At 62.4% G+C, this 15,796-nt stretch carries 16 protein-coding genes and 1 pseudogene; 8 read left to right on the plus strand and 9 right to left on the minus strand.

All coding sequences use genetic code 11. The annotated features are described in order from the left end of the window. Positions 1 to 125: 125 nt before the first annotated feature. The 7 genes from LFT43_RS09245 to LFT43_RS09275 all read right to left on the minus strand — a co-directional run bounded on the left by LFT43_RS09245 (position 126) and on the right by LFT43_RS09275 (position 7,103). Positions 126 to 998: an SMP-30/gluconolactonase/LRE family protein gene (locus LFT43_RS09245; protein WP_395802515.1), complete on the minus strand. Its 873-nt coding sequence runs from the start codon at positions 996 to 998 to the stop codon at positions 126 to 128. Then, complete coding sequence (locus LFT43_RS09250; protein ID WP_395802517.1) at positions 995 to 1,918, minus strand: dihydrodipicolinate synthase family protein; 924 nt, start codon at positions 1,916 to 1,918, stop codon at positions 995 to 997. Before LFT43_RS09250 ends, LFT43_RS09245 begins: the two co-directional genes overlap by 4 nt. Next, positions 1,912 to 3,081 (minus strand): galactonate dehydratase, encoded by a 1,170-nt coding sequence (gene dgoD / locus LFT43_RS09255; RefSeq protein ID WP_395802519.1) that lies wholly within the window; start codon positions 3,079 to 3,081, stop codon positions 1,912 to 1,914. Before dgoD ends, LFT43_RS09250 begins: the two co-directional genes overlap by 7 nt. Beyond that, the gene (locus tag LFT43_RS09260) at positions 3,078 to 3,941 is read right to left on the minus strand and encodes an SDR family NAD(P)-dependent oxidoreductase (protein ID WP_395802521.1); all 864 of its coding nucleotides are present in this window, start codon (positions 3,939 to 3,941) and stop codon (positions 3,078 to 3,080) included. Before LFT43_RS09260 ends, dgoD begins: the two co-directional genes overlap by 4 nt. Positions 3,942 to 4,007: 66 nt before the next feature. Then, positions 4,008 to 4,838 carry a carbohydrate ABC transporter permease gene (locus LFT43_RS09265; protein WP_395802523.1) on the minus strand — a complete coding sequence of 277 codons (831 nt, stop codon included), beginning with the start codon at positions 4,836 to 4,838 and terminating at the stop codon, positions 4,008 to 4,010. Next, on the minus strand, positions 4,835 to 5,767 hold the full coding sequence (locus LFT43_RS09270) for a carbohydrate ABC transporter permease (RefSeq protein WP_395802525.1): 933 nt from the start codon (positions 5,765 to 5,767) through the stop codon (positions 4,835 to 4,837). Before LFT43_RS09270 ends, LFT43_RS09265 begins: the two co-directional genes overlap by 4 nt. 82 nt (positions 5,768 to 5,849) lie before the next feature. Further along, positions 5,850 to 7,103 (minus strand): ABC transporter substrate-binding protein, encoded by a 1,254-nt coding sequence (locus LFT43_RS09275; RefSeq protein WP_395802527.1) that lies wholly within the window; start codon positions 7,101 to 7,103, stop codon positions 5,850 to 5,852. 260 nt (positions 7,104 to 7,363) lie between these two features. On the opposite strand from LFT43_RS09275, the gene LFT43_RS09280 reads away from it, so the two are divergent. From LFT43_RS09280 to LFT43_RS09305, 6 genes and pseudogenes are all read left to right on the plus strand, one after another. Beyond that, a complete protein-coding gene (locus LFT43_RS09280; RefSeq protein ID WP_395802529.1) occupies positions 7,364 to 8,497 on the plus strand; it encodes a Gfo/Idh/MocA family protein in 1,134 nt (377 codons plus the stop codon). Between the two features lie 100 nt (positions 8,498 to 8,597). Continuing rightward, positions 8,598 to 9,380, plus strand: a complete 783-nt coding sequence (locus LFT43_RS09285) for a DeoR/GlpR family DNA-binding transcription regulator (RefSeq protein ID WP_395802531.1) — start codon at positions 8,598 to 8,600, stop codon at positions 9,378 to 9,380. A gap of 72 nt (positions 9,381 to 9,452) precedes the next feature. Next, complete coding sequence (locus tag LFT43_RS09290) at positions 9,453 to 9,935, plus strand: winged helix-turn-helix domain-containing protein (RefSeq protein ID WP_395802533.1); 483 nt, start codon at positions 9,453 to 9,455, stop codon at positions 9,933 to 9,935. Positions 9,936 to 9,998: 63 nt separating this feature from the next. Continuing rightward, positions 9,999 to 10,415, plus strand: a pseudogene (locus LFT43_RS09295) (fumarylacetoacetate hydrolase); the annotation flags it as partial. Between the two features lie 54 nt (positions 10,416 to 10,469). After that, complete coding sequence (locus tag LFT43_RS09300) at positions 10,470 to 11,522, plus strand: LacI family DNA-binding transcriptional regulator (RefSeq protein WP_395802535.1); 1,053 nt, start codon at positions 10,470 to 10,472, stop codon at positions 11,520 to 11,522. A gap of 11 nt (positions 11,523 to 11,533) precedes the next feature. Beyond that, a complete protein-coding gene (locus LFT43_RS09305) occupies positions 11,534 to 12,532 on the plus strand; it encodes an aldo/keto reductase family protein (RefSeq protein WP_395802537.1) in 999 nt (332 codons plus the stop codon). Between the two features lie 203 nt (positions 12,533 to 12,735). Here the strand turns inward: LFT43_RS09305 and LFT43_RS09310 are convergent, their stop codons facing one another. Both LFT43_RS09310 and LFT43_RS09315 read right to left on the minus strand, forming a co-directional pair. Next, positions 12,736 to 13,197, minus strand: a complete 462-nt coding sequence (locus LFT43_RS09310; RefSeq protein WP_395802539.1) for a hypothetical protein — start codon at positions 13,195 to 13,197, stop codon at positions 12,736 to 12,738. Between the two features lie 71 nt (positions 13,198 to 13,268). Beyond that, a complete protein-coding gene (locus LFT43_RS09315) occupies positions 13,269 to 13,880 on the minus strand; it encodes a TetR/AcrR family transcriptional regulator (protein WP_395802541.1) in 612 nt (203 codons plus the stop codon). A gap of 120 nt (positions 13,881 to 14,000) precedes the next feature. Between LFT43_RS09315 and LFT43_RS09320 the strand changes: the two genes are divergently transcribed. Both LFT43_RS09320 and LFT43_RS09325 read left to right on the plus strand, forming a co-directional pair. Next, positions 14,001 to 14,513, plus strand: a complete 513-nt coding sequence (locus LFT43_RS09320; RefSeq protein WP_395802542.1) for a cupin domain-containing protein — start codon at positions 14,001 to 14,003, stop codon at positions 14,511 to 14,513. Positions 14,514 to 14,525: 12 nt separating this feature from the next. Further along, the gene (locus LFT43_RS09325; protein ID WP_395802544.1) at positions 14,526 to 15,587 is read left to right on the plus strand and encodes a HoxN/HupN/NixA family nickel/cobalt transporter; all 1,062 of its coding nucleotides are present in this window, start codon (positions 14,526 to 14,528) and stop codon (positions 15,585 to 15,587) included. Positions 15,588 to 15,796 lie beyond the last annotated feature (209 nt).

A 15,796-nucleotide genomic window follows, 5' to 3' on the forward strand; every position in this document is an offset into this window, starting at 1 on the left:
GTAAGAAATATCACAGTTCATGTGCGAATATCAACATAAACTGTTGAGAGTCTGGCATTCTCTTCCGAGCGCCCCCCGGCTGTTCTGCCCCATTGGCCGGGGCCGGGATCAGCGGGGCGCTTTGATCAACCCGCGAAACGGTGTGCCGGGAGACCGTGGGATCCGGTGCCCGTCAACCGGAAAACTGCCCCCGCGTGCGGGAACGCTCTGAGTTCGTCTGTTGTGGCCGGCCATTGGCCGGTGGTGATATACAGGTCGGCGAGTCTGGGTCCACCGAACGTGCAACTGGTCACGATCGGGGATGGCACAGGCACAAGGTGCTGCACACGGCCTTGGGGGTCGTAGCAGCGGATTGCCCCGCCCCGGGCCATCGCGACCCAAAGGTTTCCGTCGGAGTCGATGGTCAACCCGTCCGGCCGGCCCGGAACGTCCTGGAGGTGCACGACCGTGCGCCGTGCGGTGAGGCTCCCTTTGGCGACGTCGTAGTCGAAGGCGTCAATCCGTTCCAGTACCGTGTCCACGAAGTACAGGGTGGTCCCGTCCGCGGTCCAGGCCAAACCGTTTGACAGGGTCACTTCAGGGAGTATTTCGCGCACCTGCCGGGAGACTGGATCCAGGGCGAACAGCGATGCCGCCCCGGGGATCTGTGCTTCCGTGAGGGTTCCGGCTAGGAACCGGCCGGCAGGGTCGCAAGCGCCGTCGTTCATCCTGTCTCCAGGGGCTACCCGCTGCCACTCGGTGTAGACCATGGAGTCTTCGTCGAGCTCGCCGAAGCCCATACCGACGGCCGCAACGAGGCCGCCCCCGGCCCGGAGGGCCACGGCGCCGGGTGGCGCATCGAGGAGGACGCACTGGTCGGTCCCCGTGGACGGTGAGAAACGGTGAACTTCGTCGCGGTGGATGTCCACCCATACCAGCGTCTCGGTCCGGTCGTCCCAGACGGGGCATTCGCCCAGAATGGCGTGCGCGTCGAGGGCTACCTCCAATGATTCGCTCACCGGGGGCCCCTCAATTCAGGCGCGAAGACCATCGTTTGCTGCAGGTTGCGCCGGAGTTCCTCAACCTCGTTTTCGGAAAGGCCTCTGGCCGGGGGCACGAGTGTTCGGCCACAGATGCCGGCCAGCGACAGCGCCGCCTTCCAGCCCGCGGGCGGACTTCCCTTCCGACATGCGGCGACGATGACTGCCAGTTCCCTTTGAAGCGCCAAGGCTTGCGGTAGGTCGGTGGAAACAAGTTCAATGATCTGTACTCCCAGGTGCGGAACGAGGTTGGCGCTGGCGGCGATGGTGCCGTCCGCTCCCGCCAAGGCACTGGCGACCAGCATCGTGTCGGTCCCGGTGTAGATTCGGAATTTCCCGGTCAGTTTCGCCTCCGCGGTGGCACTGATCACGCTTTGCAGGTATTCCAGGTCCCGGCTGCTGTCCTTGATCCCGATGATGTTCGGGTGGTGCATCAATCGTCCGACGACGCCGGGGCGCACCGGCGCCTTGGTGAATGCGGGGATGTTGTACAGGACGAGCGGGATGGGGGATTCGTCCGCGAGCCGGACGTAAAGGTCCTCGGTTTCGGCATCGGTTGAGGGAAAGTACGACGGCGGCGCTACTAGTCCCGCCGTCGCGCCGAGTTCACCGAGGAGGGCGAGTTCGTTGTGGGAATCGCGCAGCGAGGTCGCGGCGACGCCCGGGATCACCGGCAGGCCGGGGGCCTGTTCAAGGACCTGCCGGGCGACGCGCAGACGTTGGTCGGCGGTGAGTCGTGCTCCTTCTCCTGTGGAGCCGCAGGGGGAGATCCCGGCAACCCCGCCGGCCACGACATGGCCGAGCAGCCGGTCCAAGCCCTTCGGATCGAGCGAGCCGTCGGCGTTGACGGGCGTGGCGAGGGCCACCATGGCTCCTGCAGGAATTGGTGCGGTCACCATTCGGCCATCCTCCCGTCGGCGTGGCGCCAGTCCGGATCGCGGAGCGACCAGCCGGGGGAGTCCTTGACTGCCGCCTCGTCGACTGTGATCCCCAGGCCCGGACCTGTTGTCAGGGCCAGGTGCCCATCGACAGGTGTCAGGGGTGCCGGGTCGGAGAGGTAGTCGAACATCTCTGCAGCGGGCAGGCCCCCATACCCTTGGTTGTAGTGCAGGCCGACGCTTTGTTCCTGAACGACGACGTTGCTGGCGGCGAACCCGACCTGGAGGGAAGCTGCCAGGGAGATGGGTCCGTTGGGGCAGTGCGGGGCCACGGCGACGTCGTAGGCCTGGGCCATGTGGCCGATTTTCGCCAGTTCGAAGATTCCCGTCAGGGAAACGTCGGGCTGGATGATGTCTACGACTCCTTGCTGCAGGAGCGTGCGGAAATCTGTCCGGTGGGTCAGCCGCTCTCCAGTGGCGATCGGGATGGAACAGTCGGGCGAGATCAGGTGGACCAGTTCGCTTTCAAATCCGGGTGCCACCGGCTCCTCGATCCAGGCCAGGTGGAAGGGCTCAAGTTCGCGGATCAGGACCTTGACCATGGCGCGGTGTACGCGTCCGTGGAAGTCCAGGGCGAGCTCGACCTGGTCGCCGACAGCATCCCGAATGGACCCGACCCGATTGATGACCTCGGAGATCCGGGCCCGGGTGTCGATGAAGTCCAGTTCTTCAGTGGCGTTCATTTTCACCATGGTGAAGCCCTGGCCGATGCGCTGGCGCACATGCTCGACGACGCCGCTCGGGCGGTCGCCTCCGATCCACGCGTACAGCCGGGTGCGGTCCCTGACGGCACCGCCGAGGAATTCATACACCGGGAGCCCGTAGCGGTGGCCCTTGACATCCCACAGTGCCTGTTCGATGCCCGCGGCAGCCGAAGCCAGGACGGAACCGTCCCGGAAGAACCCTCCATTGCGCATCCTCAGGATCAGTTCCTCGATCCGGTCCGGGTCGGAGCCGATGATGTTGTCGGCGAGGTCGGCCACGGCGCCGGCGACGGCGCGGGCGCGTTTGGGAACGATCGCCTCGCCCCAGCCGACTAGCCCCTGGCGTGTTTCAAGACGGATGAACAACCAGCGCGGGGCCACGGGATGGCATGTAATGGACAGGATCTGGTCGGGACTCACTGAACGGCTCCTTCTGGGCTTGCAGGGCGGGTCTGGTTCCGGTCGGCGGAGGGAGGGTTGAACAGGCCGGCGGCGAGTTGGTCGGCCTTACGGCTCAGGCTGCGGCCACCATCGACCGTGATCGTTGAGCCTGTGATGAATGAGGCGTCCTCGGAAGCCAGGAAAGCCACAGCTGCCGCCACGTCCTCTGGCCGGCCGGTGCGAGGCAGGAGGGTGGGAGGCGCTTCGGTGCCCGGTTCGGACCGTAGGCCGACGTGCAGGCGCTCTCCAGCCATTCCTTCGGTCTGGATCACCCCGGGTACGACCGCGTTGACACGGATCCCGAACGGTCCAAGTTCGATGGCCTGTGAACGGGTCAGGGCGGAGATGCCGCCTTTGCTGGAAACATAGGACACGTGGGTCGGCAGCGGCAGGCGTTCCTGGATGGTGGCCATGTTGACAATGACACCGCTGCCGGTCTCCGCCATTTTCCTGGCAGCGTCCCGGCTGAGAAAGGCGGTAGCGGTAAGGTTCGTTTCGATGACCGAATCCCAGTCTTCCTCGGTAAGCTCCAGGAGGCTGAGGCGTTTGCCCACCACTGCGGCGTTGTTGACGAGCAGATCGATGCCGCCCCATTCTTGGGCCACTGAGCTGACCAGTGATCCGCGCTGCGCGCGGTCGGCCAAATCGATGTGATGGAAACGGCATGCCCCGCCTTGGGCAGTGACGATTCGAGCCACCTCTGTACCAGCACCCCGGTCGATGTCGGCGAACGAGACCGCCCAGCCGTCACGGCAGAGGCGTTCGACGACGGCCCTGCCGATCCCTGCCGCGCCGCCGGTGACGAGAGCGGAACGGGTTCGTGTACTCGGGTTGTCCATCAGCCACGCTCCGGCAGGGCGCGCGGTTCCGGGCCGCATCCGTGTGAGGAAGTTTTGCGGGGCGGATTACTTTTCAGCACCGGCGACCATGCCTTTCATGAAGAACTTCTGGAGGAACAAGTACGCGATGAGCACGGGTGCCAAGGCCATCAGTGAAGCGGCCGCCGCTGCTCCAAGGTTGCTGCTTTCCTGGGAGAAAAAAGTCCCCACGGCAGGTGCGATGGTGCGGACCGCCGGGTCGGTCAGGATGAACACGGAGAGGGAGTAGTCGTTCCAGATGGATACCCCTGCCAGAATCGCCACGGTTGCACTGACCGGCTTGAGCAATGGAAAAACGATCCGTAGCAGGGTCTGCATCAGGTTTGCGCCGTCGATGGTCGCAGCCTCCTCGAGGGTCACCGGGATATTGCGCAGGAAGGACGCGTACAGGAAAACGCTCAGCGGAAGGTGACCGGTGACCATGACCAGGATGATTCCCCAATACGTGTTCACGCCGTGAAGCTGGGTCAGCATGGAATAGAGGGGGACCATGATGCTCAGGGGCGGGATCATCAGCAGGCTGAGGATGAACAGCATGACCCCCTTGTTCAGCCGGCTCAGCCGGCGGGCCAGGGGATAGGCGGCCAATGCGCCAAGGAAGCAGACCAGCAGCGTGGAGATGCCCGTGACCAGGACGCTGTTCAGCACAGCCTGGAGGATATTGCCGTCCTCCAGGGCGGTGGCGAAGTTCCCGAGGTAGATTTCCGTGGGCAGGAACATCTGCGGGGACAGGTCGGTCACCGGTTTCAGTGCCGTGGTCAGCGCCACCCAGAAGGGAAGGAGCTGGACGAGGACCATGAGGAGCAGAGCTGCTCCTGCCGCTGCGGCCGCGAGACGTTTTTTGGTGAGTTGCATCATGCCTCCAATCGGCGGCGGTTAAGTGCCGCGTTGACGCTGAGACTGACCACGATGATCAGGGCAAACAAGACCACTCCCATGGCGGAGGCGTATCCTGCTGTCTGGTCATCAAAGTAGGCAACGCTGATAAGCGTCGAGACTGAGTTGGTGGAATAGCCTGGACCGCCGGCGGTCAGGACCTTGATGACGTCGAAGAGCTTCAGGCCGCCGATCAGGTTCAACACGATGCTGGCGGCGAATGCCGGCTGCAGGAGCGGAACGGTGATGTTGGTGAATTGCTTCCAGCCGGTCGCTCCGTCCAGGCTGGAGGCTTCGTAATACTCGCCGGGTATGGACTGAAGCCCGGCCAGGTAGATGATCATCGAGATTCCGGTGAACTGGAGGCTGTTCACCACCACGATGATGGCAGTCGCCACTCCGGGGTTGCTGAGCCACGCGGTGCGCTGGCCACCCAAGACAACCATGATGTCGTTGAAGGTGCCGTCGTTGTACTGGAACAGCAGGTAGTACATCGTGCCCATGATCACCGGTGAAACCAGTACCGGTAGGTAGATGATGGCTCTGGCGACGCTCCGGCTCCGTGTCGGACGGTCCAAAGCCACAGCGAGGGCCAGCCCCAGGATCTGCTGGATGACCGTGCTGCCCACACCATAGATGAGGGTGTTCAGCAGGACCGCGTGGAACGTGGGGTCTGTGAGAAGCCGCAGATAGTTGGCCATGCCGACGAACGCCTGGTCAGGGCTGTAGCCATCCCAGTTGGTGAAGGACAAGCCCACACCCCGCAGCAGCGGGTAAACGGTGAAGACAGCGAACAGGACCAGCACGGGCACGTAAAGCAGATTGACCAGACCGCCGCGTCGGCGCCGCCGCCGCGTAGCGTGCCGGGTTTGCTTTTCCTGAGCGGCTCCTGCGGCAAGAACTTGAGTCATGCGACTGATTCCTTAGGATGATCGATCTTGGGGGAGGAGCTCCGGACTTCGCCGACACCCCTCCCCGCGGCGGGACTGAGCCTTATTTGCCTTGGGCGAATAGGCTCTTGTAGGTGCTTTCCATCTGCTGGACCGCGCCGTTGACGTCCGACTGTTTCGTGATGATGGAGTCTGTGTTGTTCCCCATCGTGCTCCATGCACCGTTGGGGAGGTAGACCCGGTCGAAGTACGGCACCGCCGGAGTCTTGGCCTGCGTGACGTAGGTGTCATAGCTTGAGTTGAGCGGGCCCTCCGACATCTTGGCGTCTGTCAGCCCGGGAGGGGCCGCGGACGCTGCCGCCATCTTGGTTTCATTTTCCGGCTTGGCCAGGAATGCGAGGAAGGCTTTCGCGCCCGCAACGTCCTTGGAGGTTTTCGAGATGCCGTAGGCCGTCCGTTCCCCTGTGTCCAGGTAGGAAGGGGAGCCGTTCAGGCTCGGGATCGGGATGAACCCGACATTGGCCTGGGGGTTGAACTTCAGGGCATCGTTGGCGATCGGCGAGGGGCCGAATTCGAACAGTGCCTGACCCTGTGCCAGGGCCTTGGACATGTCGGTCTTGGTGGCCGAGGAGTAATCCGGGTTGAACAGTCCTGCGTCCCGCCATTTGGCGATCAGATCCAGGGCTTGGGCGTACTTGTCGCCTACGAAGGTTCCCGAGGTCATCTTCGCCAGGTCATATTGGCTGTAGGCCCCTGAAATCACGTGGTCCAGGATCGTGCCCGCCATTGACTTGCCGCCTGCGTATATGGCTGATGCCACCCCGTTGGCCTTCGCCTTCAGGGATGCTTTCATGAAGTCATCCCAGGTCTTGAGGTCTTCGGGCTTATACCCTGCCTTGGCCAGCACGTCCTTGTTGTACATGATGCCGGTGATGTCCACGTTGGTGGGCATAGCGTACAAGGCACCGTCTTTGTCCTTCATCACCGGGTCCAGGGCGGGGGCGACGTTCTTGGCCCAAGGCTCGTTCTGCAGCGGTGTGAGGAACTTGCTGTACCGGAGCAAGGACCACCCGTGGGTCATCCAGATATCAGGGATGTTGCCCGACGATAAACGGACTTTTATGTCATTCTCATAGTTGGTGCCGGCGGCAACGAGATTGATCTTCTTGCCGGGGTTGGCCTTTTCGAAATCTGCCGCAATGGACTTCAACGTTGCCATCTCGCTCGTGTCGGCCGCGACGCCGGTTTGAAGCTCCAAAGTGGAGGACCCGCCGGTAGCGGGTGTGCCACCGCCGCAGGCGGCCAGGGAAACAGAGAGGGCGGCAGTGGCCGCGATAAACGCTAAGCGAGACTTCATTGTCATTCCTTATATAAGGGAGCACGAACTCTATATACGCGTACAGGGTCAGTCGAGGGAGCGGGGGTGCCCGAGTCACCTCGACAGCTCACGAGGGGTACCTGCGGAGTGGCCTGCTCATCCGGCCGCTGCCTCTTGGCGTGATCTGCAACACATAAGTTATGAATATCACACTTTATGTTGGCTAATCAACATTTTGTGTGTATATCTAGATATGTGAGCTGGACCACTCCAGACAAGAACTGAGAGACAGGACGGAAATGCCTACGGAACCCAAAACTGAGGAACAGCCGCGGATACTGCGGTACGGACTGATCGGCGTCGGATGCATGGGTCAGGAACATATCCGCAATCTGGCCCTGATTCCCGGCAGTGAAGTCGTGGCAATCGCGGATCCAACGGAGTCTTCGCGGGCTGAGGCCTTGCGGCAACTGGGCCACCCCGTCGCCGAGTATCTCAATCACCGGGAGCTGCTGGATTCTGAAGTTGTGGATGCTCTCGTCATCGCTACCCCCAACGACACGCACTGGGAAATCCTGAAGGACATCTTCGCAAGCGGGAAGAAGATTCCCATCCTCATAGAGAAGCCCCTGTGCTCCTCGACCGAGGAGTGTGACGCCCTCGAAAGCGCAGCGGCGGGTTATGGGGCGCCGGTCTGGGTTGCCATGGAATACCGCTATATGCCTCCCGTCCAGGCCATGCTCGAGCCCGTGAGGAACGGTGAGCTAGGACGCGTACGGATGTTCACCCTCACCGAGCACCGGCACCCCTTCCTCGACAAGGTTGAGCAGTGGAACCGGTTCAACGAGCGCACAGGCGGCACGCTGGTCGAAAAAGCCTGCCACTTCTTCGACCTCATGCGCTATGTCCTCGACGATGAACCCGTTCGTATCTATGCCTCCGGCGCCGCAGACGTCAATCATCAGGACGAAAACTACGACGGCCGGGTTCCCGACATCATCGACAACGCCTACGTGATCGTGGACTTCGAACACGGCGCCCGTGCTCTATTCGACCTATGCATGTTCGCCGAAGGATCAGAGTTCCACGAGCACCTCTCGATCATCGGCGACAAAGCAAAGGTCGAATGCTTTGTCCCTGTTGCACCCGAGCACTGGCCCGGCCACGAGGACGTTCCCGCAGAAATCGTGCTCAGCCCTAGAAATCCGCCGAACCCCGTGCGGAAGGCCATAGAAGTGGACGAGAAGATCCTCGCCGCCGGCGGTCACCACGGCTCGACCTACTATGAGCACCTTGGGTTTCGGAGCACCGTCCTCGGCGAATCCGCCGTCGAGGTCACCGTCCAGGACGGACTCCGTGCCGTCCGGATGGGCCTTGCCGCAGAACAGTCCGCACGCGAAGGCAAAGCAGTCGAACTGAACTTTTCCCGCTAGTACGCACGGCACTGATCAACAGGGAATGTTGATCCTCAAACATTCCCTGTTGATCCGGATATCCTGAACACCAACACAAATCCAGACATGGAGCGTCGCTATGAGCAACACGGTGGGACTAAGCTCCCGGCAGACCGAGATCATCAACCGGCTCGGCAAACACGGGTTCGTCTCAACTGCCGAGCTTGCTGCGTCGCTGTCTGTGTCGGACATGACCATCCGGCGGGACACCAGGGACCTGGCAACCCGCGGAATCGTAAAGGTAGTGCACGGCGGAGTCAGTTTGCCCCACGGCGCCCTCCACACGACGGATTTCGCCGAACGAGCCAGCAATGAATCAGACGCCAAAGAACGCATAGCAATCGCATGCCAAGCCCTGATCTCGCCACGGGAAACCATCATCATTGATGCGGGAACCACCTGCTTCGAAGTTGCACACCAACTCCCCAACGATTTCCAAGGCACGATCATTACCAACTCGGCGCCGGTGATCCAGCAAGGACTGCAGTTCAAATCCGCGCGGACCATCTGCCTAGGAGGTGAGCTCCTCCAGGACAGCCAGGCATTCGCCGGCGACATGACGGTGGCTGCAGTCAACCGACTGCGGGCCCAGAAGACCTTTCTCGGCGTCGCGGCCATCCACGCAGACGGACTGTATGTCGACAGAGACTTGGAACTGCCCGTGAAAAGGGCTTTGATCCGGGCGGCTGACCACGTAGTCGTTGTCGCGACAAGCGGCAAGATGAACCACTCGGCAATCGTCCATCTGATGGACTTCGATGCCGTCGACACCCTCGTCACCGACGCACCCCTGCCACCCGCGATCGCAAAAGCGCTTGCCAGTGCCAATGTCCGCGTCATCACAGCCGATCAGGCGGCATGAATCGCCGAAAGTCACCCCTTATTCAAAGAACTTCGGGCCCGTCATGGCGCGACCAATACAAACGGAGGACTCTTGGAAGTCAATCCTGAAGGCGCTCTGGATCGGGTCTTCTCCAGCCAGCCAAAGGTCCGGATCCTGCGGATTCTCTTGCAAAACCCGGCAACCCCGCGCTCTCTCGCCACCGCGCTGCAGATTTCCCAAGGAACAGCTTCGAACCATCTGGCCGCACTTCATGGATTCGGGGTCGTCGAGTCCGTCGTGAACGGCCGAAGGCGCCTCTACTCGATATCATCGTCAAAATTGGCAGCGACCCTGCGAACAAGATTCAAACCGGAAGGCAACCACGAGCAGGACATTCCGACTGCCGGTACCTCTCTTTCTTCCGCTTGCACGTGTGACATCACGCCGGAGACAGTGATCAAGGCCCCCTCAAAGGCGGACGTGCCCCCTGAGACCGCCTTTCCGCAGATGCTGATCCCGGCCTTCGGTGCCCGCCCGCGACCTCGCTCCGTAGTGGGACCAGCCTTGAGGCGTGTGCCGGAGACGAATTCGTAAGATCGGTGGCGGATTGGGGCGGCGCCTGGCCGCTCGTCCAGGCCGGAGACTCCTTTGAATACAACCTCGTGGAACAATCCCGAACCGGAGTTAGTGCTCCTCGCCACGTCAAAGGCACCCTGGTGGGCGCGACGCCCGGCAACGACGTCAATCTCCGCGATGTCGAGGGCGGCAGCGCGCTACTGCTCGGCAAAGCGAAGGACAATAACGCATCCAGCGCCCTGGACCCCCTGATCCGGTTGTTCGACGACAAATTCACCTTGGATACCTCGCGTCACGAAGAAGTCCTGCTGCGTGTGGAAGGGATCGACGCTACGCCCTGAAGGCCGCAACTCCCTGGCCAGGATCAGCCGACCTTTCCAGGAACTGGTGGCAGCGACGTTCGGCAAGCACCACAGGTACGCGGACGGATTCGCCCTATTCCCGGGGACTCTGTTCGCCCCCACCCAGGACCGCGACGAGCCCGGGCAGGCTAAGACGAAATATCTTGCAAGCGCTTGCGGAAGCTACGGGTAGGCGTTTAGGGTTGAACCCGTGGTTATCGGTGTTGAATCAGTTGCGGAACTTGCCGGGGTGTCGGTTTCAACGGTGTCCAGGGCTTTACGTGCGGTACCGGGAGTTTCATCGAAAACGCGCAAGCGCGTGCAGGAAGCGGCGGCGGAGCTGGGTTACACTGCTTCCCCGGCTGCGTCGCGCCTTGCGACGGGCCGGACAATGACGGTGGCCATCGTGGTTCCGGTGCTGGCCAAGTGGTTCTTCGGCAAGGCCATCGGCGCGGCCACGCACACCCTTCGCGACGCCGGGTATGACGTTCTTCTCTATGAGCTGACCACCCCGGAACAGCGTGAGAGATTCTTCCGTGCCCCGCGCCTGAACGGCCGCTCGGACGGGGTCATCATCATGGCCCTTCAGCCTGGGAGGGAGGAACTGGAATCGCTCGCCTCCCAAGGGCAGGCGGTGGCTTTGCTCGGTGCAGAAGGACACGGCATCGGATCGGTGTCCGTGGACGACGTAGGGGCCGGGCGGGATGCCGCGAGGCATCTGTTGAATCTTGGCCATGAGCGGATAGCGTTCATCGGCATCCGCGATGAGGAAGACAGCAACTTGGGGGGTGTGCCCCCCTTGCAACGGCTCATCGGCTACCGGGGGGCCTTGGGGGAGGCTGGACTGGCCCAAGAAGACGTCCTTGAACAATTCGATGTGAACAGTGTCGCCGGGGGAGCCGCAGCCATGTCCCGGCTGCTCGTCGCGGCCCATGCCCCGACCGCGGTTTTTGTCGCCTCCGATGAGATGGCCTTCGGCGCGCTCATGGTCCTCCGCCGGGCGGGCCTGGACGTCCCCCGCGATTTCTCTGTGCTTGGTTTCGACAACCACGAGCTCTGTGAGGTCGTGGGTCTGACAACCATGGACCATGACGTGGACGAACAGGGCCAAGAAGCTGCCCGGCTCCTACTGGACGCCATGAACGGGCGACAACCCAGAGCCCTCAACCGCCCGGCTACGCTCGTGATCCGCGAGAGCACCGCACCCCCGCAAGCCCTGCGCAAACCGTCTCACACTCTGCCGGATCAACCGGCAGCCCCTTGAAAGGAACCTCCATGGAATACCGCAAACTCGGCAACAGCGGCATGTACGTCAGCGCGATTGCGCTGGGCAACTGGGCAACCCACGGCGAAACCGTGGACCAGAACGTCGCCACGGCCTGCGTGAGCAAAGCACTGGACCTGGGCATCACCACCTTCGATACCGCCGACGCCTATGCCAACACCAAGGCCGAATCCATGCTCGGCGAGGCCCTGAAAGGTGTGCGCCGCGAGGGCATCGAGATCATGACCAAGGCCTTCTTCCCCACAGGCACGGGAAAGAATGACCGCGGACTGTCCCGCAAGCACGTCATGGAGTCCATCAACGGATCGCTGCGCCGGCTCCAGACCGACTACGTGGACGTCTACCAGGCGCATCGTTACGACTACGAGACACCGCTGCCCGAAACCATGGGAGCCTTCGCGGATATTGTGCACGCCGGAAAGGCCCACTACATCGGCGTCTCCGAGTGGACAGTGGAAGAAATCCGGGCCGGCGCGGCGCTGGCGTCCGAGCTGGGCATCCAGCTGGTTTCCAGTCAGCCGCAGTACAACATGCTGTGGCGTGTCATCGAGGCCGAAGTGGTTCCCGTATGTGAAGAACTCGGGATCACACAAGTGTGCTGGTCCCCCCTGGCCCAGGGCGTCCTGACTGGAAAGTACGACGGCGGCCGTTCCGTTCCGCCGTCGTCGCGCTTCACTTCCGACGACGGCGCGCTTAAGGCAGAGCACAAGTTCATGCAGCCTCACGTCCTGGAGCGGGTGGAGAAGCTCAAGCCGATAGCGGAAGACCTCGGCCTGCCTCTGGCCACCCTGGCCGTGGCCTGGGTGCTGGCCAACACCAACGTCTCCGCCGCGATCGTGGGCGCCAGCCGGCCCGAGCAGCTCGACGACACTGTCAAAGCCGCCGACCTGGTCCTGGGCAAGGAGACCCTCGACCGGATCGACGGCGCACTGGGCGACATCATCGAGCGGGACCCCGCCAAAGTCGAAAGCTTCCCAGAGCGCGTCTAACGGCCCGGGTCAGTCCGAACCCGCACCAGCACCGAGGACACAGCTGCCGCGCGTGTCGCGATCAGTGTGGCCATGCCTTCCTGGCGATCCCTGGGCGCAGGGCAACCGCGGGTTGTTCGACTTTGTGGTTGGTCCGCGTTCCACTCCAGCCGGGGGCGGCACCTGGACCGGGTGCCACCCTCAGCTGTTCAGGGTCGGTAGCGTCACTGGCAGGTGACGGTCTGGTTGTTGACGACCACTGCCCCGTTGGCGTTGACGGTGAAGGTGAATGCCGAGTGCATGGTCAGCGACTTGGACGGATCCGAGGTGCTCGTGCCGTTGAAGTTGAACGTGGCATGCTGGACAGCGTTCTTGTTGTTGTCTTCACTTCCGAACCATTCCTGAACATGACCGGTCCATGAGGTCGAAGCGCCGTTCCACAGCGTCTGCAGGGTGACCGTTCCTTCTGTTGTCGTGGTGAACCAGGAGTCCCCTGCGTTGTTCACCGTCAGATGGGTGACCGAGTTGCCTGAACCTGTGTAGGAGGTGAAGCCTGACCCGTCGCAGGTTACCGGGATTGCATCGTTGATGGTATTGGTGTGTGTGGTTGTGTTGGCCAGAGCGGGAGTGGCGGCACCGACCGCAAAGGTTGCTGCCAGGAGGGCCGAAGCGCTTAGCCCGGCCACGGATGCTTCCCGCCTTGGTGCGGGTCCGGCTCGTGGATGCCTTGGGCGGGCCGGCTTCGGCGGGGTCACTGTCAACGGACGCCCGCGTTCTCTGGCCTGGGTGGGTCAGATGTTTCCGGGACGCCGACTGCCGTTGTGATCAGGGTGGAGATGATTTCGACCGCATCATGGTTCGAAAGGCCGTTGTCATGGCATAGCGACCGCCATGTCCAGAAGGAGATCCCGTGGCTGAGGGTGGCACGTAGTCTGGGGTTCCCGTTTGGCTCGGAAAACGGTTCGAGTAGGACGTCCCGGAAATAGGCGTTTCTGGATTCGAGTTCCGTGCGGTGTGTTTGGGGGAGCGCGTCCCAGTCCGCATGGATTCGGGTGAGCATGGCCTCGCCGTCGCGGTAGAACCGATACAGGTCGGACAGGCCAACGGTGAGGCGGTCGAGGGGATCGGCATGCCCGGACCAGACCGCCGGGTCAGGTAGTTGCTGCTGTGAAAGCCAGTGGGAGGAGCAGGCAGAGAACAGTGCCTCGTCGTCGGGAAAATGCCGGTAGACCGTCAGCCTGGTGACACCGGCCTTCTCGGCGATGCCCGCGATCGTGGTGCGGGCCGGCCCAACGGAACCGTGCAGTGTCACGGCCGCGTCAACGATGCGCTGGTGCGTGCCGCTTATCTGTTCGGTCCTTTTGCTCATCTCGTAGCGCCGGCTCTTGGATGAACGGTGGTGTTCACTCAATGTATTGACACTGGTCCTTTGCTGCCGCACAATTTCGATACACACCATTGTATATTGAAATTTGGAAGGTGATCTGTCATGGACATGGAGAATGCTCCGCGGCTGACAGTCGTGCAGCCGGGCCAGGGTCGGGAAGGCAGTCTCGGATCGATCGGGGTTGTCTTCAAGCTCTTCGGCGAGCACACCGATGAACAAATTTCGATTGTGGAGCACCCGTTTCCTGTCGGGGCTCTGGTCCCCCCGCACACTCACACGAGGGAGGATGAGTACTCGATCGTCATTGAGGGCGAGATCGGGTTCCGGTCCGGCGATCGTGAGGCCGTGCTCGGCGCCGGGGGCTACATCACGAAACCGCGGGGGGAGCTACACACGATGTGGAACGCCGGCAAAGTCCCGGCACGAATGATCGAGATCATCAGCCCCGCGGGATTTGAGCATTTCTTCTGGGGGCTGGCTGATCACTTCGAAGCGGGACCGCCGGATCCCGAGGTGATCGGCAAACTGGCCGCCGAATACGGGCTGCAGTTCGGCGAGCCGCCCTGGCTGCAGGACATCATCGCCCGTTACGGGCTGACACCTCCAATGGGCTGACAGGAGCGGGGCATGGAGGTCCGGGCTTCGCGGGAGTGGCCGAAGGACGGCGGCAACGTCATCGCAGGCCGGAAATTGATGTCTCCCGTCGGTGCGATGACCGGCACCATCATCGTGTTGCACGTGGTGGGCTGGGGTGTTCTGGTGTTCGGCGTTGTTCCGCTGAACCTGCACATCAGCTCCACGCAGGTCTTCGGCGTGGGGATCGGGGCGGGTGCGTATCTGTTGGGGATGCGGCACGCGTTCGATGTCGACCATATTGCGGCCATTGACTGCACCACGCGTAAGCTCATCGGGGATGGCCGCACGCCGCTATCAGTCGGTTTCTGGTTCTCGCTTGGCCATTCCAGCGTTGTCTTCGGTCTGTGCGCCCTGCTGGCCGGCGGCGCCCAGTATCTGGGTGGCCTGCTCGGGAAGGACGCCTCTCCCTTGCGAGAAGCACTGGGATTCGCGGGCGCCGCCATCTCGGGAGTTTTCCTTTACATCCTGGCGGCCTTCAATGTGCTCATCCTGGTCCGGGCCGTGACAGACTTCCGCGGCGTCCGGGAAGGCCGCCCGGTGGATCCAGCGCGCGGTTCTCCCACCGGTCTGATGGTCCGTATCCTGGGCCCCGTCATGCGCAGCATCACGCGGCCTTGGCAGATGTACGGGGTGGGCCTGCTTTTCGGCCTGGGGTTCGACACCGCCACGGAGGTCACTTTGCTCGTCGTGGCAGTGGGCGCAGCGACAACGGGGCTTCCCTGGTACGCCATCCTTATCCTGCCGACGCTCTTCGCAGCGGGCATGTGTCTTTTGGACACCCTGGACGGGTGGTTCATGAATCTAGCCTACGGCAGGGCATTCTCCAGCCCGGACCGAAGGCTCAAGTACAACATTGCGCTCACGGCGCTTTCCGCGGCCGTCGCCCTGAGCATTGGGACACTGGAATTGATGTCGCTGACAACGGTGAGCATCGATCTGACCGGGCTGGGTTATGCGGTGGTCGGCCTGTTCGTACTCGTCTGGCTTGCGGCGGTCTGCGCCCGTCGGTTCCATTCCGGCAGGAAGCCTCGTATCTTCGAGTCGGGGAATTGAAGTCCCTCACACCTATGGTTTGGCTTTGCGGCCTGACCGTGACGGCAGCGGCTTGCCCCGCGGCATAAGGTTTATTGAAGGTCGTTTCTTTGGACTGCGCTCGGAGGTAGCTGCGCCTCGCGGAGTTCGTGCGAACAGTCGGCTATAGATCAAAAGAGAAATTTGTATACAGTAGTCCAACGGCGGGGTAGGGTGATGTCTATCACGCG

It is taken from the genome of Arthrobacter sp. FW306-04-A (assembly GCF_044358315.1).
Lineage (GTDB): Bacteria > Actinomycetota > Actinomycetes > Actinomycetales > Micrococcaceae > Arthrobacter.

Excerpts from the sequence above, each read along its gene's own strand:
- LFT43_RS09250 (WP_395802517.1), bottom strand. The coding sequence starts at position 1,918 with ATGGTGACCGCACCAATTCCTGCAGGAGCCATGGTGGCCCTCGCCACG.
- LFT43_RS09260 (WP_395802521.1), bottom strand. The coding sequence starts at position 3,941 with ATGGACAACCCGAGTACACGAACCCGTTCCGCTCTCGTCACCGGCGGC.
- LFT43_RS09265 (WP_395802523.1), bottom strand. The coding sequence starts at position 4,838 with ATGATGCAACTCACCAAAAAACGTCTCGCGGCCGCAGCGGCAGGAGCA.
- LFT43_RS09270 (WP_395802525.1), bottom strand. The coding sequence starts at position 5,767 with ATGACTCAAGTTCTTGCCGCAGGAGCCGCTCAGGAAAAGCAAACCCGG.
- LFT43_RS09275 (WP_395802527.1), bottom strand. The coding sequence starts at position 7,103 with ATGAAGTCTCGCTTAGCGTTTATCGCGGCCACTGCCGCCCTCTCTGTT.
- LFT43_RS09280 (WP_395802529.1), top strand. The coding sequence starts at position 7,364 with ATGCCTACGGAACCCAAAACTGAGGAACAGCCGCGGATACTGCGGTAC.
- LFT43_RS09285 (WP_395802531.1), top strand. The coding sequence starts at position 8,598 with ATGAGCAACACGGTGGGACTAAGCTCCCGGCAGACCGAGATCATCAAC.
- LFT43_RS09305 (WP_395802537.1), top strand. The coding sequence starts at position 11,534 with ATGGAATACCGCAAACTCGGCAACAGCGGCATGTACGTCAGCGCGATT.
- LFT43_RS09315 (WP_395802541.1), bottom strand. The coding sequence starts at position 13,880 with ATGAGCAAAAGGACCGAACAGATAAGCGGCACGCACCAGCGCATCGTT.
- LFT43_RS09320 (WP_395802542.1), top strand. The coding sequence starts at position 14,001 with ATGGACATGGAGAATGCTCCGCGGCTGACAGTCGTGCAGCCGGGCCAG.
- LFT43_RS09325 (WP_395802544.1), top strand. The coding sequence starts at position 14,526 with ATGGAGGTCCGGGCTTCGCGGGAGTGGCCGAAGGACGGCGGCAACGTC.